This is a genomic window from Nocardiopsis gilva YIM 90087 (genome assembly GCF_002263495.1).
Lineage (GTDB): Bacteria > Actinomycetota > Actinomycetes > Streptosporangiales > Streptosporangiaceae > Nocardiopsis_C > Nocardiopsis_C gilva.
Window position 1 is genome coordinate 500,699 of record NZ_CP022753.1, and the last position, 23,552, is coordinate 524,250.

The window sequence follows — 23,552 nt, forward strand, 5'->3', positions numbered from 1 at the left end:
GGTGGGAGTGCGGTAGGAGCTTCAGCCACAACGGCCTCCGCGAGGGCTTGCGCCGACCGGGGTGCCCTCTCCGATCGGCTCGTGGCCGTTCGGCCATGCCGAGATCCGCTTACAGGGATCTATGTATCCCTACCCGGCGCGTTCTAAGCCTTGGACCTCCCGTGCCCGGCAACGAGGGCGACCCCTGAGACGCGTGCGGTGAATCGTGTCCTGATCGCGACCAATGCCCCGTCGCTTGCGCCCGGCTTGCCACAAGTTCCCCGCGTTGATCACGGTGAGGAGCCGGGTTCTGTCCGTTATGCCGGGAGAATTCCCGTGGTCATCGCGGGAGACGGCCATACGACAGTGGGCGAGCGCCGCCCTAAGGGGCCGTGCTCGCCCACCGCGAGTTGTCGTTGCCGAACGGGTCCTTAAAGCGTCCCTCCGGGGTCGCTCATCCCGGAATCGCCGCCGCTCCCGCTGTCGGATCCGCCGTTGTCGCCGCCGCCGTCTCCGCCACCGTTGTCGCCCCCGTTGCCGGAGTCGCCGTTACCGCCGCCGTTACCGTTGTCGCCGCCATTGCCGGGCTCGGTGGTGCTGTCGCCGCTGTCCGAACCGCCGTCGTCGTCCGGCTGGTCACCGGGACCGGGCGAGCTTCCGGTGCCCGGGCTCATGCTTTTCTCGGAGCCGGGCGACTGGCTCTGGCCACCGGTGTCGCGCTCGGGCTCCTGGTAGCCGCCGGGGTCGCTGTCCTGCTCCGGCTGCTGCTCGACCACCGGCGGCGGCGACTTGTCCTGGGAGGGCGAGGGGCTGGACTCTGTGGAAGGGCTCAGGCCCTGCTCGACTACGGGTCGGCCCTTGGCCTCCTGGTTGTTCCACAGGCTGCCCGCGATGGCCACACCCACGACCACGATCACCGCGGCGACGACCGCGGCGATGACGATCGGTGGGCTCGGCCGCCCGCGCCGACCGGTCCGTCGCCCGCCGGAGGGCGGAAGCGGCTGGACGCGGTCACCACCGTCATCGGCGCCACGCGCAGACGCAGCCCCAGTGGCCGCGTAACTGCCGGTACGGGAGGCGGCGGGAACGGCGCCCGACGCCTGCGGCGACGTCTCGCCGTTCGCGCCGAACACGGCGGTCTGCCCGGGGTCGGCGATGTTCATGGCGGTCGTCGCGCCGCCCTGGTCCGAGTCGACGACGCCGCGCAGCCGCTGAGCGGCTTGGGCGACCTCGCCCGCCGATCCCGGCCGGTTGGCCGGGTCCTTCTCCAGCAGTCCGAGGACGAACGCGCGCAGCGCCTCCGGGATGTCCTCCGGGAGCGGTGGCGGAGGTTCGCGGGTGTGCGCCAGGGCCAGCGCCAGCGGGGTGTCCGAGGTGAACGGGGGCCGTCCGGCCAGGCACTCGTAGGCCACCACGCCGAGCGCGTAGATGTCGGACGCGCACGTCGCGGGACGCCCGGAGGCCTGCTCGGGGGAGATGTACTGGGCGGTGCCCATGACCATGCCGGTCTGGGTCAGGGTCACCGACTCGTTGCCTCGGGCGATGCCGAAGTCGGTCAGCTTGACCGCGCCGTCCTCGGTCACCAGCAGGTTGCCCGGCTTGATGTCGCGGTGGATCACCCCGCGCACGTGCGCGGCGGCCAGCGCCGCAGCGGACTGGCTGATGATGTCGAGGGTGATGCTGGGCTCTAGGCCCTCGTTGCGCTTGAGAATGGAGGACAGCGGTTCGCCGGGGACCAGCTCCATGACGATGAAGGCCCGGTCGTCCTGCTCGCCGTAGTCGTACACCTGGGCGATGCCCGGGTGCGACAGACCCGCCGTGATCCGCCCCTCGGTGCGGAACCGCTCCCGGGCGGTGGGCTCCGCCATCTGCGCCGGGTGTAGCAGCTTCACCGCGACCGAGCGGTTGAGCAGGCTGTCGGTCGCCTGCCATACGGCGCCCATGCCGCCCGACCCGATCTGCTCGTTCAGCCGGTAGCGGCCGTTGAGGATGAGGTCCTGGAGATCGCTGGAACCGGAGGGTCCCGGGGAGTCCGCTCCGTTGTCGCTCACTCGTTGATCACCGCCTCCATCATCTTCTTTGCGATGGGAGCGGCGAGCTTGCCGCCGCTGACGTTGCCGCGCTCCACGACGACCGCCACGGCGATCTGCGGGTCGTCGGCGGGCGCGAAGGAGATGAACCAGTTGTGCGTAGAGCCGTCGCCGACCTCGGCGGTACCGGTCTTGCCGGCCACCTTGACGCCGGGGATGGCGCCTTGCGGACCCGACGCGTCCGGGCCCTCGGTGACCAGGACCATCATCTGCTTCAGGTACTCCGCGGTCTGGGCGCTGACGGCGGTGGAGAGTCTCTCCTGCTGGGCCGACTCGACGACGGACAGGTCGGCGTCCTTGACCGAATCCACCAGGTAGGGCTTCATGACCTCGCCGTCGTTGGCGATGCCCGAGGCGACCATGGCCATCTGCAGCGGGGTCGCCTCGTTGTTCGCCTGGCCGATCCCGGCGCGCCCCAGGGTGTTGCGGTCGGTCTCGGCCGGGGCGAGGCTCTCCGTGACGGGAAGGGGCGTCTTGATCTCATCGCCGTTGAAGCCGAACGCCGACGCCTGGTCGGACAGCTTCTGGCCGCCCACCTTGATCGCCCAGTTGGCCATCGAGGTGTTGCAGGACTGCTCGATGGAGTGCGCCAGCGAGTCGGGGGAACCCCCGTTGCACGGCCCATTCCAGGCGTTGGGCAGCGGAGCGCCCAGGTCCAGCGAGGCGGGGGCGTCCATGGTGGACTCCGGCGTCGCCCCGTCCTCCAGGGCGGCGGCCGCCGTGATCACCTTGAAGGTCGAGCCCGGCGGGTAGCGCTCGTTGAACGCCCGGTTGAGCAGCGGCCTGTTCTCGCTCTCCTGCAGCTCCTGCCACTTCTTCAGGGAGCCCTCGGCATCGGTGACGCTGGTCACCTCGTTGGGGTCGAAGGTGGGGACGCTGGCGGAGGCGAGGATGGCGCCGGTCTTCGGGTTGAGCGCGACCGCGGCGCCGTTCTTGCCGAGCGCGCTGAGCCCGTCCAGCGCGGCCTTCTGCACCTTGGGGTTGATGGTCAGCTCGACACTGGCGCCCTGCTTCTCCTCGCCGGTGAGGGTGTCGACGAAGTTCCGCACGGCGAGCCGGTCGTCGTCACCGGTGAGCAGGGCGTTCTGCGCCTCCTCGATGCCGGTGGCGCCGCTGGTGGAGAACGTGCCCACGACGTGGGCGTACAGCGGCCCCTCGGGGTAGGTGCGCTGGAGGTCGTCGCTGTCGCCGCCCACCGGTTCGGACTTGGCGACCTCCTCCTTGCCGATGACGATCGAGCCGCGCGGCTCCGTCAACCGGTCGACGTACTGCCGGTTGTTGTGCGGGTTGGTGCGCAGCGCCTCCGCCTGGAACACCTGGATCCACGTGACGTTGAGCAGCAGCACGCCGAACAGGGCCAGCGCGAAGACGGCGAGGCGGCGGATCGGTGTGTTCATCGCGAGATCACCTGTGTCATGCCTTCGTCCTGGATGGCCTGGGGCGCCGGCTTACGGGCGTTGTTGCTCATCCGCATCAGCAGGGCGAGCATGACCCAGCTCGACAGCAGCGCGGACCCGCCCTTGGCAACGAACGGGATGGTGGCACCCGTCATCGGGATGACCCGGGTGACACCGCCGATGACGACGAAGGTCTGGAACGCCATCAGGAAGGCGATGCCCGAGGCGAGCATCTTGATGAAGATCTCCTTGGACGCCAGCGCGATCCGCATGCCGCGCTCCACCAGCAGCGCGAGCGCCATCAGCATCACCATGATGCCGGTCAAACCCAGCTCCTCGCCGAAGGCGGAGAAAATAAAGTCGTTCTGCACCTCGGGGACGAACCCGGGCTTGCCGCCGCCCAGACCGGAGCCGAACAGCCCGCCCTCGGCCATGGCGAACAGTCCGCGGACCAGCTGCTGGCTGTTGGCGCCGAGAGGGCCGTTGATGATGCCGTCCGCGAACGGGTGCAGCCAGGTGTCCACACGGACGCTGAAGTGGTGCACCAGCGGGTACAGCGCGAAGCAGGCGGCCAGGAACGGCACCAGGCCGAGGAGGATCCACGAGGAGCGGTGCGTCGCCACGTAGATCATCGCCAGGAAGGTGCCGAACAGCAGCAGGGACGTGCCCAGGTCGTTCATCACGCCGACCATCACGATGATGCAGAACCCCCACATGGCCGCGAGGGGGGCCAGGTCGCGCATCCGCGGGAGGTCGAGCACCTTCAGCGGGCCGACCTTGATCTCCTTGCTGGCCAGGGAGAGCACGTCGCGCTTGCTCACCATGTACCCGGACAGGAAGACGACCAGGGCGAGCTTGGCGAACTCCGAGGGCTGCAGCGAGGTGAAGCCGAGGGAGATCCACTGCCGGGCGCCGTTGATGGTCTGGCCCAGGCCCGGGACCAGCGGGAGCAGCAGCAGGATGATGGCGCTGAGCCCCATGATGTAGGGGTAGCGCTGCAGCGTGCGCGGCTCCTTCAGGAAGAAGATGATCCCCGCGAACACGGCCATGCTGATCGCGGTGAGCACCAGCTGGCTCATCGCGCTGCCCTTGTCGGTGTCGCCGGTGGCCTCGAACAGCCGCCAGAGCATGGCGATGCCCAGGCCGTTGAGCAGCACGGCCAGCGGCAGCAGCAGCGGGTCGGACCAGGGTGCGAAGAAGCGGATGAAGACGTGGGCGAGGATCGCCAGCCCGCCGAAGAGCCCCGCGTAGAGGAAGAGGTCGGGCGGCATCTCGTTGTTGCGGGTGAGGCCCGCCTCGATCATCGCGAACAGGGTGATGGCGATGGCGAACAGCGTCATCACCAGTTCCGCGTTGCGCCGTTTCACCGGCGGCAGCGCGGTCTGAGGTTCACTCATTGCGTCCCCCGGGGGTGGGCGCACCACTCGCACCGCTCTCCCCGGGCGCGGTGCCGGGGAGGTTCGGGGAATCGGTGGCCCCGTCCTTGGCGTCGTCGGCGGCGTCCTTGGCCTTGTCGTCCTGGGCCGTGCCCGTGTCAGCCGGCATACCGCAGGACTCGGGGTCGCGCTCGCAGTCCTGTGCCTTGCCGCGCAGTTCCTCGACCCGCGCGTCGGCCGCCTTGCGGTCGTCCATGGGGATGGTGTTGTTGACCGCGTTGCGCTCGTTCTCCGGGAGCCGGTCGAGCGGGACCTTGGTGTCCAGGATCTCCTCGGCCAGGCTGTAACCGGCGATGTCGGTGTTGATGCCCTGGAAGATGGCGACGCTCTTGTCGTCGGCGGAGGGGCCGATGAAGTACTGGGAGTTGATGTAGTTGGAGCCGAAGTAGTACCCGCCCCCGGCCAGGAGCGCGACGACCACCACGAACGGGATGACCATCGGCCACCATCGGCGGGTGCGCGGCTCGGGATCGGGGTCGTCGTCGTTCGCGTCGAACTCCGGCGGCCGGGTCATCTCGGCGGTGTCGCTACCGCGGCTGTTGTTGAGGCCCTGCGCGCGCCCGGCGGGGGTGTCGGGCGTCATGATGGGCTCGCGCCGCTGGTCGGCCGCGCCGACGACCATCGGCTCCTGCGTGGGGCCGCGGGGGTCGGTCGCGGTGTCGATGACGTCGGCGACGACGCACGTGATGTTGTCGGGTCCGCCGCCGCGGTTGGCGAGGTCGATCAGCCGCCGCGCCGCGGCGTCGGGGTTGGCCTCGGACGCCAGGGTCTCGTGGATCGTCTCCTTGCTGACGATGCCGGACAGGCCGTCGGAGCACAGGAGGTAGCGGTCGCCCACCCGGGCCTCACTGACGGAGATGTCCGGGTCGACCTGGCTGCGGCCGTCGAGCGCGCGCAGCAGCAGGGACCGCTGGGGGTGGGTGGCGACTTCCTCCTCGGTGATCTTCCCCTCGTCGACGAGCGTCTGCACCAGCGTGTGGTCGTGGGTGATCTGCCCGAACTCGCCCTCGCGCAGGAGGTAGGCGCGGGAGTCGCCGACGTGGATCATGGCCACGCGTGCGCCGGACCACAGCATCGCGGTGAGGGTCGTCCCCATGTTCTCCAGCCGGGGCTCCTCGCGGACCCGCTGGGCGAGGGAGGAGTTGGCCAGGTCGACCGCCTGCTGGAGGGAGGAGGCCATTTCGTCGGTGGGAGGGACGTCTTCGTCGAGCGCCATGAGCGTCGAGATGGCGATCGAGCTCGCGATCTCGCCGCCCGCGTGCCCGCCCATCCCGTCGGCGACCGCGAGGATGTAGGGGCCGGCGTAGGCGGAGTCCTCGTTGCCTTCGCGAAGGCATCCCACGTCGGAGTACGCGGCGTAGCGGAGAGCGATTGTCATTTGCGCAGTTCCAGGACGGTCTTGCCGATGCGGATGGGCTGTCCCACCGTAATGGGCTGGGGACGGGTCAGGCGCTCCTGGCCGACAAAGGTGCCGTTCGTCGAGTTGAGGTCCTCGACGATCCAGCGGCCGTTGTCGGTGAAGATACGCGCGTGCCGACCGGACGTGTAGTCATCGTTGATGACCAGGGTGGAGTCACCCGCTCGGCCGATCGTGATCGGTTGGGAGGTGAGGTTGAGCGTGGTCCCGGTGAGCGGGCCCTTGGTGACAACGAGAGTGCGCGGCTCGTTGCGCCGCCCGCGCGGCAGCGAGGGTTTGCGCTGCGGGCTCTTCTTCGGGCGCTTCTCCTTGGACTTCGAGGGGCCGAAGAGGTCGGTGCGGATCACGCCGACAGCCATGATCACGAACAGCCACAGCACCCCGAGGAACAGGATCTTGATCAGCATGAGGGTCAATTCGGACATTGAACTGCTCTTCGGCCCCTGTCGTGCTCCGGCTGGGGATGGCGGTCGTCTTCAGCCGCCACCGCGTCTATCTCGGCGTCCAACCCGTGGGATCGCGTCGTCTGACCTGGCGCCCCACTGGCTGCCGCCATTCTGCCCGGACACGCAGCGTCCTGTCCCGTGCCCGGTGATCACGATCCCGTACTGGTCTGTTGCGCTCAACGTACGCCCCTTCAGACGCCAAGGGGGCGCTGTTGGTTTCGACTCGTTTCCTCGGGTTTTCGAGGAACGTCAGTCCCGGCGGAAGGTCATGGTCGTCCGTCCCAGGCTGATCCGGGTGCCGTCGACCAGACGTGCCCGCTTGACCTGCTGCCCGTTGACGAACGTGCCGTTGGTCGACCCGAGGTCCACCAGGACCGCGTCGTCGTCCTCGACACGGATCTCCGCGTGGTGCCGGGAGACGCCGTTGTCCACGAGCCGCAGGTCGCAGTCGGTGCCGCGGCCGAGCAGCGTGACCTGCGTGTTGAGTTCAAAGGACTGCTGCATGCCCTGGCTGGCCTCGCTGCCCTCCTGCGCGCCGCCGGGGGAGATCAGCAGCCGCGGCTGCCCCTGCACCTGCTGGCCGCCGCGCGGGTGGTCGCTCACGGGCTGGCGGATCTCGCCGCTCTCGACCGTGGACCCGCGGATGACCCCGGAACGGATCCGGAACCGGCCGATCTGCAGGCTGTCATCGGCCTTGAAGTGCACCCGTACCGGGCCGACGAAGGAGTACCCCTGCTCCGTGGCGTAGTCGCGGGCGAGCTTGGCCAGCTCCTGTCCGATGGTGTCGGCGAGGGCCTCCATGCTCTCCTTGTCCTCGGCCGACAGCTCCACGACGAAGTCGTTGGGAACCAGCGTCCGGCCTTGGGCCACGATGGCCGCGCGCTCGTCCATCTCCCGCTGGACGGCGCTGGCGATCTCCACTGGCTCGAGCTTGGACTTGAAGGCTCGCGCGAAGGTGCCTTCGATCATGCCGCCAAGCCTGCGCTCGAAGCGTTGGAGCACTCCCACGAGGTACCTCCCTTGCTCTACTCCGGCTTTACTGGTCGATCGTAGCCGGGTAATCGTTCGGTTGGTTTCACGCACACCTCATCACCACCGCCCGCGGTGGGGGCTCCGCGAGGGGGCCGGGGCCGGGAGGCATCGGATTATGTGTGCACGACCGGTCTCGCGACCGTGCTAGCCTTATCTCTGTCGCCAGGCGGACGGAGCCGGAAAACCGGACTCATCCGACCAGATGCGAACACTCTATATATATGTCACTCGGGCGGGTGGCGGAACGGTAGACGCGCACGGTTCAGGTCCGTGTGTCCGAAAGGATGTGAGGGTTCAAATCCCTCCTCGCCCACACGAATGAAGACCCCGGTCTCGTGGAGATGGTTCTCCCGGACCGGGGTCTTTCTCGTTCCCGTGTCCCCGGCGTGCCAACCTCTCCCGGCAGGCCGCCTTCTCCCGACATGCCACCTTCTCCCGACATGCGACACTGTGCCGCGTGCTGGTGAGCGAGGAACTTCACGAGATCGGCCGCCCGATGGTGGCGGAGCAACTGCGGCATCCGACCGTGGCCGGGATCGCCCGGGGCGACTTGGACGAGCGCGTGTTCGCCTCCTGGCTGGAACAGGACTACCTCTACCTCCTCGACTACGCCCGGGTGTTCGCCCGGCTGGCCTGGCAGGCGCCCGCGCGGCGGGTCGGTGATCTGGTGGATTTGGCGCACTCCACCCTGCACGACGAGCTCGACCTCCACCGGTCGCTGGCCGCCGAGTTCGGGGCCGACCTCGAGGGCGCGGTCAAGGGGCCGGCCTGTGCCGCCTACACGTCCTGGCTGCTGGAGGCGGCGGCCGACTACACCGACGGGCTGGCGGCGCTGTACCCGTGCATGTGGGGCTATTCGACGCTGGGCACGCTGCTGGCCGACGCCACGCCCGCCGACGCCCGCTACCGGCGCTGGATCGACACCTACGCCGACCCCGGTTTCGTCGAGCTCACCGGCATGTGCGCGGAGATGCTCGACGAAGCCGAGCCGGAGCCGCGGCGCGCGCAGCGGCTCTTCGTGGAGGGCATGCGCCACGAGCTCGCCTTCTGGGACGTGCCGGACGGGCCCTGATCCGTCACGGCTCCAGGACGGAGCCCATGTTCTCGTAGCGGGTGATCTCGCAGCCGCCGGACTTGTTGAACTCGGTGTCGATCTCGGTGCCGTCGAGGTGCCCGGTGACCGCGGCGATTTCCGGGCCGCCGTAGATGTGCGTGCACATCTGGTCCTCGGGGACCTCCTCGAAGGCCCTGGGGCCGCCGGCCTTCTCCAGGTCGGCGCAGGCCTGTTCGGGGTCGGGGTGATCGCCGCCCGCGGGGGAGCACGTCAGCGTCCACTCCTTGGGCTCGGCGTCCTCCGGGGTCAGCTCGGACCCCTCGTCGTAGCTGATCTTGATGGTGAGTTCCGTGGCGGCGCCCTCGGCGCCGTTCTCGGTCTCGGTGTCCGGCGCGGGTGTGACCGGGGTGGCATCGCCGCCGCAGCCCGCGACCAGGACGCCGACGGCCGCGAGCGGCGCGAGGCGTGCCAGCACGGTGCGTGTGTGCATGCGCATACTCTGTTCGACGCGGAGGTGTGCGGCGGGGTTCCCTTGGTCACATCCTCCGCGAGTGAATGTCATGAATGAGGGGTTTTCAGCGTGTTCGAAACAAATGTGCCGGTCGTCGCGGTCGGTTCGGTCCCGGACGACAGCTACGTGCTCGACGTCCGGGAATCCGACGAATGGAGCGCGGGGCACGCTCCGCAGGCCGTGCACATCCCGCTGGGTGAGCTGGCACAGAGAGCGGGCGAGGTGCCGCAGGACCGTCAGGTCTATGTGGTCTGCCGGGTCGGTGGCCGTTCGGCGCAGGCGGTGCGGGCGCTGAACGAGGCCGGGTGGCAGGCGGCCAACGTCGCCGGGGGCATGCAGGCGTGGGCGCTTGCGCGCCGCCCCATGGTCAGCGAGGGCGGAGCGGAACCGCAGGTCATCTGAGCCCCCGTCGGCAACGGGGCGGAATTTCGGTTGCCGAAACCGGTCGGTTCCGGCTGAACCGTCGCATCTCGCTTTGGGAAAACGTCAGCCGCGGGGTCGGTGGTCGGTGGCACTATGACCGCGTGGCCCACGAACGAGCTCCCCTCAGCGCTGAATCGGTGCTGGCGTTCTCGGCCGACGCCATCGTCGCCGTGGACACAGAGTTCCGTGTCGTGCTGTGGAATCCGGCCGCTGAGCGGATGTTCGGATGGTCGGCGGAGGACCTCGTCGGGCGCCCGCCGCCGATCATCCCCGACGAGCTGCTCGCCGAGCACCACGCCGTGCTGGAGCGCGTGCGTACCGGAGGCCCGCTGTCGATCGTGAGCCGGCGGCAGCGGCGCGACGGCACGCTCGTCGATGTCCGCATCGACACCAGCTGCCTGTTCGACGACTCGGGCCACGCCACCGGCTGGGTCAGCGTCCTGCACACCCATGAGGACACCGCCGGCGCCGGAGGCCCCCTCCAGGCCCACATGACCGAGCGGGCGCGGCTGGTGCGCCGACTCACCGACGTCGTCGCCGACATCAACGCCGACCTCGACCTGTGCGCGGTGCTCGACCGCATCGCGCACAGCCTCACCGAGCTGACCGGCGCGGACGCCGGAGGCTTCGTGCTCATCGAGGACGACCGGCTGCACCTGGTCAGCCTCACCCAGCTCTCCGACCACCTGCGCGGCTACAGCGCGCCACTGGAGTCCAGCCTTTTCGGCGAGCTGCTGCGCAGCGGGAAGACGGTGCTGCTGGCCACCGACGAGACGCGCAGCCTGGACGACCTGATCTGGGCCGACCTGGACGGCCTGCACACCATCGCGCTGGGCGTGTCCAACGTGCAGGGGCGCCCGTACGGCGCGCTGTACGCGCTCTACAGCCGCCGCAAGGTCGGCCACCTCGAACTGGAGCTGCTGGAGCTTCTGGCCGCGCACGCCGGGAGCGCGCTCGCCAACGCCATGGCCTACCAGGAGATGGTGCGCCAGCGCGCCTACGAACACGCCGTGGTCGACTCCAGCGCCGACGGCATCGCCGTGCTCGACCGCGCCGGGCGGGTGCGCAAGTGGAACCGGTCGGCGGCGGAGCTGACCGGGTACTCCGCGACCGACGTCGCCGGGCGGCTGCCGCCGTTCCCGCTGCCCGCGTCCGTGGACGGGCACATCAAGCACCGGCTCGACAACGGGCGCTGGCTGGAGATCCTGGTGACCGACATCCCGGCGACCGCCGAGCGGGTGGTGGACTTCCGCGACATCACCGAGGCCAAGGAGCTGGAGGAGCAGAAGGACCTGTTCCTGGCGACAGCCGGGCACGAGCTGCGCACCCCCATCACCGTCATCCAGGGGCTCGCCGGGACGCTGATCCAGCGGTGGGGGCGGCTGGGCGAGGGAGCGCGGCGCAACGCCGTCGACACCATCGCCGACCGCGCCCGGACCCTCGCCGAACTGGTGGAGAACCTGCTGCTGGGATCGCACGCGGGCAACGGGGACCTGAAGGTCAACCGCGGCCCTTTCGACCCGGCGCGGCTGCTGCGCGCGAACGCCCTCGCCTTCGAGGGGTTCTCCGACCGGCACACCCTCCGCCTGGAGGTGCCCGACGACCTCCCGGAGGCGGACGGGGACCCCATGGCCACCGAGGTGATCGTCGACCACCTGCTGGAGAACGCCTTCAAGTACTCCCCCGAGGGCGGCCGCGTGGTGCTGCGCGCGCGGGCGCAGAACGGGGAGGTCGTCGTCACCGTCGAGGACGAGGGCATCGGCATCACCCCGGGCGACGAGGAGCGCATCTTCGGACGGTTCGCCCAGGGCGAGGCGGGAGACCGCCGCAGGTTCGGCGGCATCGGGCTGGGGCTCTACATCGTGCGCCGCCTGGCCCGCGCTCAGGGCGGAGATGTCACAGCGCACGCCCTTGAACGTGGCACGCGGATGAGATTTACATTACAGTCAGCTGACGGTGTGATGGCCGACTCGCCTGCCGAGACGGCGGATCCGCGACGCTGAGCAGCGCCGCGACGGCGGCCGGATCAGGTCGATACCGGCATTCAGCGGCGATGACGTGTTTCCCCGGGGACCTAACGGGGCATTTCGGCCCTGGCGAGGTTCACGGTCGTAGATTTGCCGAAAACCGGCCAACGGAATACCGAGCGGGCCCGGAGCCGGTCGTCGGCAAACGCCTGGTCACGTTCCGGCCGGTGCCTGAAGTAGACCGAGCGCGCATCAGGGGCGCCGGGGAACAGGAGAGAGGGACGTGTCGAGGGCCGTACTGCTGCCACATGCGCCGTCGAGCGTGAGCACCGCGCGCCGACGCCTGTGCTCCGACCTGCGCGACGCGGGACTCGACTCCGCGCGGGTCAACGACGCCGCGCTCGTCATGAGCGAACTGCTGAGCAACGCCCTGCGCCACGCCTCGCCCCTGCCCGACCCGTTCCCGCCCGACTGCATCGAGGCGGCGTGGAGCGTCGGTACCGATGACGGCGACGGCTGGCTGGAGATCGCCGTGACCGACGGCGGGGCGGCGACCCTGCCGCGCATCGCGCGGCCGTCGGCATCGGCGCTGGGCGGCCGGGGGCTGGAGATCGTCGCGCACCTCGCGGCCAAGTGGGGCACCGAGGTCGACGGCGGGGTGACCACGGTATGGGCGGTACTGGAGGTCGCGATGGAGGACGTCGCCGAAGCGCCGGTCCTCGACGAACCCGAGACCGCAAGGGCATGACATTCCCCGGATCAGGGGGTTCTAACCGTCGGATCGTGATCCAAGCCACGAAACGCCGCCAACGAGGTGGCCAGCAACCTCCGTGGCCGCTACAGTCACGACTGTGGAGTTGAAGATCTCAAGTCAGTCGCGCGCGGATTACGCGGTGGTCGCCGTGTCCGGCGAGATTGATCTTTACACGGCACCGCAGCTGCACAGCGAGCTGGTCGACGCGCTCGAGGATGGGGCCCGCCGCCTCATCATCGACATGTCGCGGGTGGAGTTCTGCGATTCCACCGGGATGAACGTCCTGCTGTCGGCGATGAAGCGCGCGCGGGAGAAAGAGGGCGACCTCGAACTCGTGGCGCCGAAGCCGGCGGTCATGAAGATCCTTGAGGTCACCGGATTGAACGCTGTCTTCACCCTCAAGGAGTCGACCGACTCCCTTCCGATCACCGCCGGAACCAACGCGGCCAAATAGTCCGGTCGGGCGCGCGTGCGGACACCGGACCCGCGCCCTGGAACCGAGCGGGAGACGCACGATGGGCTCTGATCCAGCGAGCGGCCACGCGGGTGTCGCGGTCGTCATCGCGGCCAAGGACGAGGAGGAGCGGATCGCGCGGACCGTGCGCGCCGCGCGTGAGCTGCGCGATGTCGACCTCGTCGTGGTGGTCGACGACGGTTCCGCGGACGCCACCGCCGAGGCCGCGGCCGACGCCGGTGCCCGGGTGCTGCGGCACAGCCGCAACCGGGGCAAGGGCGCGGCCATGGAGACCGGGGCCGAGGGGGTCCGGCTCATCGAGGAGCACGAGGCCGCCGATGGCGCCGTCGCGCCGCCGCGCCACCTGCTCTTCCTGGACGCCGACCTCGGGGCGTCCGCCGCCGGGGCGGCGCCGCTGATCGACCCGGTGGTCTCCGGCAAGGCCGACATGACGATCGCCCTGTTCCCCGCCACCCGCATGCGGCTGGGCGGGCACGGATTCGTGGTGCGCCTGGCCCGCGACGGCATCCGCCGGGCCACCGGCTGGGAGCCCGAGCAGCCGCTCAACGGACAGCGGTGTGTCACGCGGGCGGCGTTCGAGACGGCTCTGCCGCTGGCGGCCGGATTCGGTGTCGAGACCGGTCTCACCATCGACGTACTGCACCTGGGGTACCGGGTCATCGAGGTCGAGGTGCCGCTGGAGCACCGGGCCACCGGGACCGACCTCCACGCCCAGATGCACCGCGCACGGCAGTTCGCCGATGTCGGGCGCGCGCTCGCCGCACGCGAGCTGCGTCCGGCGATGATCCGGCGGATGCGACGCGCCCGGGAGACGGCACGGGTGGCGGCGGCGTCGGTGACGCGAAAATTCCCGGGTGGTAAGGGCGGGAAACGCTGACAGCGTCCTGCGTCAATCGTGGTCGAGCGGTTACGCTCGGAGTGTGCTCACTCTCACTATGACCCTGGCCGGACTCGGCATGCTGACAGGTGTGGGCGGGCTGGCCGTCGGTGGATACGCGGTCATGCGGTCCCGCACCGCGATCGGTGATTACCAGGCGCTGCTCCAGCGGCAGGTCCCCGATACCGGAGAGACGGACGCGCGGGCCATCCGCGATGTCGCGGTGGTGCGCTACGACGCGCTGGAGGAGATGTCCGGCGCGCGGTCGTTCTCGCTCGCGCTGCTGAACGCCGCGGGCGACGGCATCGTCATCTCCTCGATCAACGGGCGCACCGAGTCCCGCACCTACGCCAAGTCCATCCAGGCCGGACGCGCGGCCGAGACGCTCTCCCCAGAGGAGTACCGCGCCATCCGCGCCGCCCGACTGGGGCAGGGGCTCGGGCAGGTCACCGTCACGGACGCCCAGCCCGTCTCGCGGATCCCCCCGATGGAACCGGCGCGCGCCGCCGCGGAGGAGAAACGGCAGACGGACGCGCCGCAGACGCGCGAGGCCGTCCCGGACACCGGTCCGGCGGTGCGGCTGCGCGAAGCGCCCGATGCCGTGACCTGACGCCGCCGCGCGCTCCCGCACGCGTCGACAACCGCGTTAACTCTCGTCACTTTGGGTAACGGGTATAGCCTTGGCGCTATGCGGAACCGTTACGCCTATCTCGGACCAGCGGGCACCTTCACCGAAGCCGCGCTGCGCGAGCTGCACCCCGGTATCCCCGAGGGTGCCGCCGTCGCCTGCTCCGGTGTCGACGACGTGTTCGCGGCGGTCCGCAACGGCGAGGTCGACGCGGGCGTGGTGCCGCTGGAGAACTCCGTCGAGGGCGGGGTCACCACCACCATCGCCGAACTCATCAACGGCACGCCGCTGCTCATCTCCGCCGAGGCCGCGATCCCGGTGCGCTTCACGCTGGCCGCCCGGGAGGGCGCCGCCATCGCCGACGTCAAGCGGATCGCCACGCATCCGCACGCGCTCGCCCAGGTCCGCGGCTGGATCTCGGCCCACCTGCCCGAGGCCGAGACGTTCACCGTGGCGTCCACCGCCGCGGCGGCCCAGGCCGTGGCCGAACCGGGCGCGCCCTATGACGCGGCCGTGTGCGCCGCCATCGCCGCGGAGCGCTACGGGCTGCGCCCGCTCGCCAACGACATCGGCGACCGGTCGGAGGCCGCCACCCGCTTCATCCAGCTGAGCCGCCCCGGCGCGCTGCCCGCCCCGACGGGCGCCGACCGCACCTCGCTCGTGGCGTTCATCGCCGACGACCACCCCGGCGCCCTCGTCGAGCTGCTCAACCAGTTCGCGCTGCGCGGTGTGAACCTGACCAGGCTGGAATCCCGGCCCACCGGTGACGGCCTGGGCCGGTACTGCTTCTGCATCGACGCCGACGGGCACGTCGCCGACGCCGCCGTCGGCGAGGCGCTGATGGGTCTGCGCCGGGTCTGCCGGGACGTCCGCTTCCTCGGCAGCTATCCGCGCGCCGACGAGGGATCGGGCCCCACCCAGTGCATGCCGGCCAAGGGCACCAGCAACGCCGAGTTCCACGACGCGAAGCGGTGGCTGGAGCGCATCCGCTCGGGCGACGTCGCCTAGACGCGACCGCTCACCTTCGGCAGTCTGCGCGGGCGGCGCGACGGCCGTTCGCGCACCGAGAAGCACCTCCTGAACGCTCCCCACGCCGTGTTCGCCTGACCGTTAGGTCGGCGGGGCGGCCCGGCGAGCCGCCCATGCCTCCGTGGCCCTCCCCGCGGCCGTTACCGCGCCGCGGTACCCTTCGCCGAGTCGCTTTCGCTGCGGGGCGCGTGGTCGCGCACCGCGTCCACCCGGCCAAACCGGGTGCGTCCGGTGCGTGCGCACAGGCGGCAGCCCAGGTGGGGGGTCGCGTGACGCTCCTCTTTCTTCTCAACGCTCATGCCAGGCTCCATTCGGGCTCGGTCGTCGGCTCCTCGCCCAAGATGAGGGCGAGTCGGCCGCGCAGGGCCTTCTCCAGTGCGACGTCGTCCGGGGACACGTAGGCCAACCGCCGCAGAGCCGCCACGAGCTCCGCGGTCGTCATCGAAGCGACCGGCTTCATCGGCCACCATTGCGTCATCGTGATCTCCTCCGTCCGCGTGGGGGACGCGGTCAACAGGCGTGCGGTGTACACCCGGGTCGGGCCGGCCGCGCGGTGCGGCCGGTGGCGAACCGGACGCGGCCCCTCCCGCGAGTCCCGCCCGCCACTTGTGAAACGGGCGTCCTCCCGGGTCATGACGCGAGAAGCGCGGATTTTTTTCTGCGGGATCCCGATCCCGCGATGTGCCCCGCTCGTGTCGAGACGCTAGGGCAAGGCGGTGACGCTTTTGGCGGGGCATCGGCGCGGTGATCGATGTGGCTCCGACGCGCATCACCGGTAACCTGCTGAACGTGATCGACCTTCGCGCACTCCGAGACGAACCTGACCGCCTTCGCGCCTCGCAGCGGGCCCGCGGGGAAGACGACGCCGTCGTCGACCGGCTGCTCGGCCTCGACTCGCGCCGCCGTGCCGCGCTGACGCGCTTCGAGACGCTGCGCGCCGAGCAGAAGAGTGTGGGCAAGTCGGTGTCCAAGGCGTCGCCGGAGGAGCGCGAGGAGCTGCTGACCCGCGCCAAGACGCTGGCCGCCGAGGTCAAGGAGGCCGAGGCCGAGGCGGACCGGCTCGGCGAGGAGCTCGACGCGACCCTCAAGGACGTGGCCAACCTCGTCGAGGAGGGCGCACCCGAGGGCGGCGTGGACGACTTCACCGTGCTGGAGGAGATCGGCACCCCGCGCGCGTTCGACTTCAGCCCGCGTGACCACCTGGAGCTGGGCGAGATGCTCGGCGCCATCGACATCGAACGCGGCGCCAAGGTCTCCGGCGCGCGCTTCTACTTCCTCACCGGGGTCGGCGCCATGCTGGAGCTGGGCCTGCTCAACATGGCCATGCAGCAGGCGGTGGCCCACGGGTTCACTCCGATGATCCCGCCGGTGCTGGTGAAGCCGGAGACCATGGAGGGCACGGGGTTCCTCGGCGCCCACGCCGACGAGGTCTACCGCCTCCCGGCCGACGACCTCTACCTCGTGGGCACCTCCGAGGTCCCGCTCGCCGGGTACCACGCCGGGGAGATCCTGCCCGCCGACGCGCTGCCGAACCGCTACATCGGCTGGTCGTCCTGCTTCCGCCGCGAGGCGGGCTCCTACGGGAAGGACACCCGGGGCATCATCCGCGTGCACCAGTTCAACAAGGTCGAGATGTTCGTCTACACGCATCCCGACCAGGCGCACGAGGAGCACAAGCGGCTGCTGGGCTGGGAGCGCGAGATGCTCGACAAGCTGGAGCTGCCCTACCGTGTCGTCGACATCGCCGGCGGCGACCTGGGGTCCAGCGCCGCGCGCAAGTTCGACTGCGAGGCGTGGATCCCCACGCAGGGCCGCTACCGCGAGCTGACCTCCACCTCCAACTGCACCGACTACCAGTCCCGGCGGCTGAACATCCGGTACCGGGACGCCGACGGCAAGCCGCGGTTCGCCGCCACGCTGAACGGCACCCTCGCCACGACCCGCTGGATCGTGGCCATCCTGGAGAACCACCAGCAGGCCGACGGTTCCGTCGTGGTGCCGGAGGCGCTGCGCCCGTTCGTCGGTCGCGACGTCCTGGAGCCGGTGGCGAAGAAGTAGCGGCCGCGCCGGGCCTCACCCGCCCGGGCGCGTGGACCCGACCTGTGACAAGGGGCGGGGTGGGAGTCGTCGACGACTCCCACCCCGCCCCTTGTCTGTGAAGGAGGCGAGAGGGGGCTACAGGTAGGGCCCGGATCCGGGACCGCCCTGACCCAGGGGGTCCTGCCCCGGCTCCTGGCCGTGGGACGAACCGGCGGGGAGGGCCTTGCGCATGTTCTCCAGCTGGGCGCGGGCCGCCATCTGCTGGGCGAAGAGGGTGGTCTGGATGCCGTGGAACAGGCCTTCCAGCCAGCCCACCAGCTGGGCCTGGGCGATCCGCAGCTCGGCCTCGGTCGGCGTCGTCTCGCCGGTGAAGGGGAGGGTGAGCCGCTCCAGCTCCTCGATCAGCTCCGGGGCCAGTCCGTCCTCGAGTTCCTTTATCGAGTTGGTGTGGATCTCGCGGAGCCGCGCCCGGCTGGCCTCGTCGAGCGGGGCCGCCTTCACCTCGTCGAGGAGCTGGCGGATCATGCTGCCGATGCGCATGACCTTGGCGGGCTGCTCCACCATTTCCCCGACAGAGCGGTCCCCCGACTCCTCCTCCGCGGCGTGCTCGGAGTCGCCGTTGGGGGCGGACCCCAGGGCGGCGCCGCCGGGGCCGACGACCAGGACCTGCGGCTGCTGCTGTTCGTTCACTCCGTCGTTCATTGAACCCTCACCTTGCGGCTGTATCGATTCCCGGCGTTGTCAGGTTGTGAGCACGATCTTGCCGATGTGTGCGCTCGCTTCCATGATGCGGTGCGCCTCGGCGGCCTGTGGCAGCGGAAGCGTCTGATCCAGCACCGGGCGGATGGTGCCGGCGGCCACCAGTGGCCACACCTGCTCGGCGACCCCGGCGACGATCCGTGCCTTCTCGTCGGCGGGGCGCGACCGCAGCGTCGTGGCGTGCACGGACAGCCGCTTGACCAGCATTCGGCCGAGGTCGATCTCGGCCTTGCGCCCGCCCATCAGGCCGATGATGACCAGTCGGCCGCCGATGGCCAACGACCGGATATTGGACTCCAGGTAGGAGCCACCCATGATGTCCAGGATGACGTCGACACCGGAACCGCCCGTCGCGTCCTTGACCCGTGCGGCGAAGTCCTCTTCACGGTAATTGATGCCGACGGCGGCGCCCAATTCCCGGCAGCGGTCGAGCTTGGCCTCGCTCCCGGCGGTGACGATGACGCGGGCGCCCAAGGCGCAGCCCAGCTGGACGGCGAAGGTGCCGATGCCGCTGCCTCCGCCGTGGACCAGCAGTGTCTCCCCGGCACTCAGACCGGCCACCATACGGAGGTTCGACCAGACGGTGCAGGCGACCTCCGGCAGGGTGGCGGCCTCGACCAGGGAGACGCCCGACGGGATCGGGAGCAGCTGCCCGACGGGGACCGCGACGCGCTCGGCGTAGCCGCCCCCGGTCAGCAGGGCGCACACCTCATCACCGACCGACCATCCGGAGCCCTCGGTGCCGGGGCCGAGTTCAGCGATGCTTCCCGAACACTCCAGGCCCGGGTACTCCGAGGCGCCGGGCGGGGGCGGGTAGGCGCCCTGGCGCTGGGCGACGTCGGCGCGGTTGACGGCGGTCGCGGTGACGTCGACGAGCACCTCGCCGAGGCTCGGGACCGGGTCCGGAACCTCGCGCCAGGCGAGGACGTCGGCGTCGCCCGGCTCGTTGATCACGATGGCATGCATGCCTGAACGCTACCCAGGATGCGCGGGTGCGCGGCGGAGGCGGGGGAGCCGTGTGGGGCTGATCCAGTGGCTCTCCCACGCCTGGTGGACGGTGGGCCGGAGTCGGTCAGGATGTGGTGTCCGCGTCGCCGTCGGATGGTTTTATGTTTGTTGACTGAGCTGAAGATAATCGCGAGGCTGGGGGATCGGTCCCCCCGATCCATCCCGAATGAAAGGGGCTCCCGGCTGCGATCGTTCACGCCCCCATGGAAAGCGTCTTGAGGAGAACCGCGGTGGCACACAGAGAACACGACGGTTCGGAGTTCGCGGGTGCGCGTCCGCGAGACGGGGAACGTGACCACGACGCCGCTGCTGAGAACGTCTACGCGGAGCACGGTGAGCAGGCGGGTGGTGCGGGGTACACGACTCCGGCCGATGACTGGTTCGGTGACGGTGGCTTCCCTCCCCCACCACCGTACGCGATCGGGGACATGCCGCCCCCGCCGCCGTACGCGGTAGGCGGGGGAGACGATGCCTCACCCGCTCCGTGGAGCGGGCCGCAGCCTCCACCGGGCCCAGAGTGGCCGGGCGGTCCAGAGACTCCCGGCGACGGTCACCTCCAGCACGACGGCGGCCAGCAGTACCAGGGCCAGTACGGGGAGCAGGACGCACCGGCGGTGGGTCCGCAGGCAGCCCAGCCGCCCGCCGACCCGACGCCGGAATCCGCGCCTGAGCCGTACTGGGGCCAATGGGAGCAGCCGGCCCAGTCCCCGCATGCCCAGATGTCGGCGCCCGCGCCCGTCCAGGAATCTCAGCCCCAGCCGGACGCACAGGTCGACGCGCCTCCCGTGGCGCCCATGGGCCACGACCAGGTACCCGGGGCGCCGCCGGTGTGGCCGGAGGCGAGTCACGCCCCCGCGGCGTGGCCGGACCATGCCGCGCCCCAGCCACCGGAGCCGCCGGAGCCCGCCCCCTCTCAAGAAGCGTGGGACGCGCCCGCGCCCCCCGTCATGCCCGAGGCGGACGCGACCGCGTGGGCACCGTCCACCCCTCCGGGGAACGAGGGGTGGGACCAGGTGGCCCCGCCGTCGACGCATGCCCCCGGCGTGGGGGAGGGCGACTCCCCCGCTGGCGCGTCCATGGGAACGACCGCGGACCCGTACGAGCCGATACAGGCGCCGGACCAGACCGCGTTCGACGACGTCCCCGAGCCCGAGCAGCTCCCCCCGCTGGAGCAGCCCGCCGCGGAACAGCCGCCCGCGGCGGACCCGGCACCCCTGGACGCCCCCGCCGAGGCACCTGTCGAGGGATTCGCCGAAGCGCCCGCTGATCCGGTCGCCGAGGAGGCGCCGCCCGCGACACCGCTGCCTCCAGCGGAGCAGGCGGAGCGGTTCGAGCAGGCCCCCGCCCAGCCCCCCGAGAGTGACCCGGCCGTTCAGGGACCGGCACTCCAAGGACCGCCGAGCGGCCCGCAGGTGCCCCCGCATCTGCCCAACGGGCAGTCCACCCCGAACCAGAACGCCCCCGCCTACCCGGAGCAGCCCCAGCCCTACCCGCCGTACCCGTCCCCCGGCCCGCAGCAGCCCCCGCATCCCCAGCAGCCGGGACCGGGCCCGCAGTACACGGGTCCCCAGACGCCGTACCCGGGGCCGCCGCGGCCGACGGGCCCGCACCAGGCCGGTCCCTATCAGCAGGGTCCGCACCAGCAAGGGCCGCGGCAGCAGGGCCCGCAGCAGCACCCCCACCACCCTGGCCCGCCGACGCAGCAGCCCGGCCCCGGTGGACCGCAGCAGTACCCGGGCCCACAGCAGACGGGACCTCAGCACCCCCACCCGCACCAGCCGGGACCTCAACAACCAGGCCCCCACCACGCGGGGCCGCAGCAACCACAGCAGCAGCCCGGTCCGCCCCCGGTCGGCCCGCCCCAGGGCTACCCGACGGGCGGCCAGCCGCCGATGGGACCGAACAACCCCTGGGGCGGCCCGCAGCAGCAGGTGACGCCGGGCCCGGCGGCGCATCCTCCCACTGGTGGGCACCCCTTCCAGTACCGCGCGCACATCGCCGGAGAGAGTGAGGGAACCCAGGGCGGTTCCAGCGAGACGTCGGACATGCTTGACGCCGATTCGCTGGTGCGCAACCGCCCCAAGCCCTCGGCCACGGGGTGGCGCAAGGTCGTGCAGTCAGCGACGTTCGGCCTGGTGAATCCGGGTGAGTCGGCCAACGAGGTGCGTCGCCGGGAACTCACCGCCCGCGCGACCACGCACGTCGCGGGCGGGCACCACCGTGTGGCCGTGCTCAGCCTCAAGGGCGGTGTCGGCAAGACCACGACGACGGTCGCGCTGGGCTCCATGCTGTCCTCCCTGCGCGGTGACCGCGTCCTCGCCGTGGACGCCAACCCCGACCGCGGCACGCTCTCGGACAAGGTGCGGCTGCAGACGGCCGCGACCATCCGCGACCTACTGAACGAGCGCGACTCGATCCGGCGCTACGCCGATATCCGCGGGTTCACGTCCCAGGCGGCGAGCCGCCTGGAGATCCTGGCCTCCGACCGGGACCCCGCCGTGTCGGAGGCGTTCAGCGAGGAGGACTACCGCCAGGTCACGCGGATACTGGAGCACTACTACTCGATCTGCCTCACCGACTGCGGCACGGGGCTGCTGCACTCGGCGATGCGCGGCGTCCTGGGCCTGGCCGACCAGGTGGTCCTGGTCAGCTCGGCATCCGTCGACGGCGCGCGCAGCGCCAGCGCCACTCTCGACTGGCTGGAGGCCCACGAGTACGGCTACCTGGTCCGCGGCGCGGTCGTCGTGCTGTCGATGGTGCGCACGGACGGCAAGAGCACCATCGACCTCGACCGCTTGGAACAGCACTTTTCCAGCCGCTGCCGCGCGGTGGTCCGCGTCCCGTGGGACCCCCACCTGGAGGAGGGAGCCGAGGTCGACCTGGACCTCCTCACCCCGGCCACGCGCGACGCCTACCTCCAGCTGGCCGCCACGGTCGGCGAGGCCTTCGCCTGGCCCCGCTAGGCGCCGGACGGACGTGGTCAGGCCCGCTCTCTCGTCGAAAGGGCAGGAGAGAGCGGGCCTACGCGGCGGCCGCCTGTCGTGCGGGTCCCCGAAAGACCTGACGGCAATGCCAGTCGATGCGCTCCAACTCGACAGCCGGGAATCCGGCCTGCGGCTCCGCTGCGGGCCGTCCGCTGAGCGCCACCACCAGGTCCTGCGCACTGCTGGCTCGCCCGACGAACTTTGCCGAAACGGCGATCGAATGCTCATCGGTGAGCCCGAGCACGCCTTTGTCGAACAGCTTGTGGTGCAGCGAGCACAGACACAGCCCATTGTCTGGCCGGTCGGGCCCATCAAAGGCCCACCACTGCACGTGAGCGGCCTCCAGGGCGACGGCCACGTTGTCGAGCCAGCCGTCGTAGCCGCAGAAGGCGCAGCGATACTCATAGGCGACGAGCACCTGCTCCCGAAACGCGGGATCTCGGGGCTCAACCGCGCACTGCGCCCCATTCGGCGGAACCTCCACCGCCTCCAGGCTCAGTCCCGTGAGCATGCAGATGTCGGCGTGCAATGAAGGCTCGAAATTGGCATCCAACAGCGACCGCGCGATCCGCGCCAGCAACTGCGGATCCTCCCTCAACGCCACCACCAGCTCCGGTGTGAGCCGCCCCCGCGCATCGCTCTCCCGCAACCGCGTGACATAAGGACCAGGGGATCCGTGGTGGTACGCCGTGTCCACCATCCACAGGCCATCGTTGGTCAGATGATGAAAGGGGTAGGCAGGCGTTGTCGCCGTCGACGGCCCGAACTCATCGAGCAACCTCTTCAGGTGCCCCTCGGCGGCCCGATAGGGGATCGGAGCATCCCCCTCAGCCTGAAACCGGCCAAGCGCATACAAGATCAGCAACGGCTTGTGCGGAGCCCGATACCCACCACGCGACCACCGCTTGATCCCGGCGATCCGCTCAACCCAATCCACAGCGGGAGTCTACGACCCCCGATTCCCCGCCCGTGCCGTGGTTACGTCGGATGTGCCCGCCTCCGGCGTTGTCGCGGGAAACCCCGGTAGATCTCGAACTTGTGGCCAGGGAAGCCGTTCTGTTCGGCTGAGCCCACGCGCCCGGCTTTCCTCCCCGAGCTCGCAGGTTCGGCCCTCCTCCTGAACAGAATCGGAGCCGTCCGGACGCTCCCGAACCGGATGGCGTAGGTTTCTCGCGCCGTGCGGGCGGAGCACCGCACGCGAATTGCCGAGAACGAACGAAATGAGCCCACACCCGACGTGCGGTCT

The 23,552-nt window shown here is 70.5% G+C and carries 21 protein-coding genes, 1 tRNA gene and 1 pseudogene; 11 read left to right on the forward strand and 12 right to left on the reverse strand.

What is annotated here, in order from left to right:
- Positions 1-410: 410 nt before the first annotated feature.
- From CDO52_RS02515 to CDO52_RS02540, 6 genes are all read right to left on the reverse strand, one after another.
- Entirely contained in the window at positions 411-2,030 is a 1,620-nt protein-coding gene (locus CDO52_RS02515; RefSeq protein WP_033302464.1) for a serine/threonine-protein kinase, read from the reverse strand.
- Positions 2,027-3,466: a peptidoglycan D,D-transpeptidase FtsI family protein gene (locus CDO52_RS02520; RefSeq protein WP_017621915.1), complete on the reverse strand. Its 1,440-nt coding sequence runs from the start codon at positions 3,464-3,466 to the stop codon at positions 2,027-2,029. Before CDO52_RS02520 ends, CDO52_RS02515 begins: the two co-directional genes overlap by 4 nt.
- The gene (locus CDO52_RS02525; RefSeq protein WP_094932184.1) at positions 3,463-4,863 is read right to left on the reverse strand and encodes an FtsW/RodA/SpoVE family cell cycle protein; all 1,401 of its coding nucleotides are present in this window, start codon (positions 4,861-4,863) and stop codon (positions 3,463-3,465) included. Before CDO52_RS02525 ends, CDO52_RS02520 begins: the two co-directional genes overlap by 4 nt.
- Positions 4,856-6,280, reverse strand: a complete 1,425-nt coding sequence (locus tag CDO52_RS02530) for a Stp1/IreP family PP2C-type Ser/Thr phosphatase (RefSeq protein ID WP_017621846.1) — start codon at positions 6,278-6,280, stop codon at positions 4,856-4,858. Before CDO52_RS02530 ends, CDO52_RS02525 begins: the two co-directional genes overlap by 8 nt.
- Positions 6,277-6,744 carry an FHA domain-containing protein FhaB/FipA gene (locus CDO52_RS02535; RefSeq protein WP_017621845.1) on the reverse strand — a complete coding sequence of 156 codons (468 nt, stop codon included), beginning with the start codon at positions 6,742-6,744 and terminating at the stop codon, positions 6,277-6,279. Before CDO52_RS02535 ends, CDO52_RS02530 begins: the two co-directional genes overlap by 4 nt.
- Before the next feature lie 270 nt (positions 6,745-7,014).
- Positions 7,015-7,773: an FhaA domain-containing protein gene (locus CDO52_RS02540; RefSeq protein ID WP_449406722.1), complete on the reverse strand. Its 759-nt coding sequence runs from the start codon at positions 7,771-7,773 to the stop codon at positions 7,015-7,017.
- Positions 7,774-8,027: 254 nt separating this feature from the next.
- On the opposite strand from CDO52_RS02540, the gene CDO52_RS02545 reads away from it, so the two are divergent.
- Together CDO52_RS02545 and CDO52_RS02550 are read left to right on the forward strand one after the other, a co-directional pair.
- Positions 8,028-8,110, forward strand: a tRNA-Leu gene (locus CDO52_RS02545).
- A gap of 183 nt (positions 8,111-8,293) precedes the next feature.
- Complete coding sequence (locus tag CDO52_RS02550; protein ID WP_394296744.1) at positions 8,294-8,869, forward strand: TenA family protein; 576 nt, start codon at positions 8,294-8,296, stop codon at positions 8,867-8,869.
- A gap of 4 nt (positions 8,870-8,873) precedes the next feature.
- Here the strand turns inward: CDO52_RS02550 and CDO52_RS02555 are convergent, their stop codons facing one another.
- Positions 8,874-9,347 carry an SSI family serine proteinase inhibitor gene (locus CDO52_RS02555; RefSeq protein WP_017621842.1) on the reverse strand — a complete coding sequence of 158 codons (474 nt, stop codon included), beginning with the start codon at positions 9,345-9,347 and terminating at the stop codon, positions 8,874-8,876.
- Positions 9,348-9,431: 84 nt separating this feature from the next.
- Here CDO52_RS02555 and CDO52_RS02560 point away from each other — a divergent pair, with 84 nt between their 5' ends.
- The 7 genes from CDO52_RS02560 (at position 9,432) to pheA (ending at position 15,494) form a co-directional block, all read left to right on the forward strand.
- The gene (locus CDO52_RS02560) at positions 9,432-9,764 is read left to right on the forward strand and encodes a rhodanese-like domain-containing protein (protein WP_026126436.1); all 333 of its coding nucleotides are present in this window, start codon (positions 9,432-9,434) and stop codon (positions 9,762-9,764) included.
- 122 nt (positions 9,765-9,886) lie between these two features.
- Positions 9,887-11,788, forward strand: a complete 1,902-nt coding sequence (locus CDO52_RS02565; protein ID WP_051060949.1) for a PAS domain S-box protein — start codon at positions 9,887-9,889, stop codon at positions 11,786-11,788.
- Between the two features lie 247 nt (positions 11,789-12,035).
- On the forward strand, positions 12,036-12,500 hold the full coding sequence (locus CDO52_RS02570) for an ATP-binding protein (RefSeq protein ID WP_026126435.1): 465 nt from the start codon (positions 12,036-12,038) through the stop codon (positions 12,498-12,500).
- A gap of 103 nt (positions 12,501-12,603) precedes the next feature.
- A complete protein-coding gene (locus CDO52_RS02575) occupies positions 12,604-12,960 on the forward strand; it encodes an STAS domain-containing protein (protein ID WP_193373720.1) in 357 nt (118 codons plus the stop codon).
- Between the two features lie 61 nt (positions 12,961-13,021).
- Positions 13,022-13,858, forward strand: coding sequence for a glycosyltransferase (locus tag CDO52_RS02580; RefSeq protein ID WP_017621837.1), 837 nt, complete (start codon positions 13,022-13,024; stop codon positions 13,856-13,858).
- A gap of 43 nt (positions 13,859-13,901) precedes the next feature.
- The gene (locus tag CDO52_RS02585) at positions 13,902-14,468 is read left to right on the forward strand and encodes a DUF4446 family protein (RefSeq protein WP_232524366.1); all 567 of its coding nucleotides are present in this window, start codon (positions 13,902-13,904) and stop codon (positions 14,466-14,468) included.
- Between the two features lie 78 nt (positions 14,469-14,546).
- Positions 14,547-15,494 carry a prephenate dehydratase gene (gene pheA / locus CDO52_RS02590; protein WP_017621835.1) on the forward strand — a complete coding sequence of 316 codons (948 nt, stop codon included), beginning with the start codon at positions 14,547-14,549 and terminating at the stop codon, positions 15,492-15,494.
- Between the two features lie 161 nt (positions 15,495-15,655).
- Here the strand turns inward: pheA and CDO52_RS27135 are convergent, their stop codons facing one another.
- Entirely contained in the window at positions 15,656-15,814 is a 159-nt protein-coding gene (locus tag CDO52_RS27135) for a hypothetical protein (RefSeq protein WP_017621834.1), read from the reverse strand.
- Positions 15,811-15,993, reverse strand: coding sequence for a hypothetical protein (locus CDO52_RS27140; protein WP_152471897.1), 183 nt, complete (start codon positions 15,991-15,993; stop codon positions 15,811-15,813). Before CDO52_RS27140 ends, CDO52_RS27135 begins: the two co-directional genes overlap by 4 nt.
- A 311-nt stretch (positions 15,994-16,304) precedes the next feature.
- Between CDO52_RS27140 and serS the strand changes: the two genes are divergently transcribed.
- Positions 16,305-17,573, forward strand: coding sequence for a serine--tRNA ligase (serS, locus tag CDO52_RS02600; protein ID WP_026126434.1), 1,269 nt, complete (start codon positions 16,305-16,307; stop codon positions 17,571-17,573).
- 117 nt (positions 17,574-17,690) lie between these two features.
- Here the strand turns inward: serS and CDO52_RS02605 are convergent, their stop codons facing one another.
- Both CDO52_RS02605 and CDO52_RS02610 read right to left on the reverse strand, forming a co-directional pair.
- Positions 17,691-18,257 carry a bacterial proteasome activator family protein gene (locus tag CDO52_RS02605; RefSeq protein ID WP_017621831.1) on the reverse strand — a complete coding sequence of 189 codons (567 nt, stop codon included), beginning with the start codon at positions 18,255-18,257 and terminating at the stop codon, positions 17,691-17,693.
- Between the two features lie 39 nt (positions 18,258-18,296).
- Complete coding sequence (locus CDO52_RS02610; protein ID WP_017621830.1) at positions 18,297-19,280, reverse strand: NAD(P)H-quinone oxidoreductase; 984 nt, start codon at positions 19,278-19,280, stop codon at positions 18,297-18,299.
- A 2,075-nt stretch (positions 19,281-21,355) separates the two neighbouring features.
- Between CDO52_RS02610 and CDO52_RS29650 the strand changes: the two are divergent.
- Positions 21,356-22,285, forward strand: a pseudogene (locus tag CDO52_RS29650) (nucleotide-binding protein); the annotation flags it as partial.
- A 58-nt stretch (positions 22,286-22,343) separates the two neighbouring features.
- On the opposite strand, the gene CDO52_RS02625 reads toward CDO52_RS29650, so the two are convergent.
- A complete protein-coding gene (locus tag CDO52_RS02625) occupies positions 22,344-23,243 on the reverse strand; it encodes a phosphorothioated DNA-binding restriction endonuclease (RefSeq protein ID WP_017621827.1) in 900 nt (299 codons plus the stop codon).
- Between the last annotated feature and the right edge of the window lie 309 nt (positions 23,244-23,552).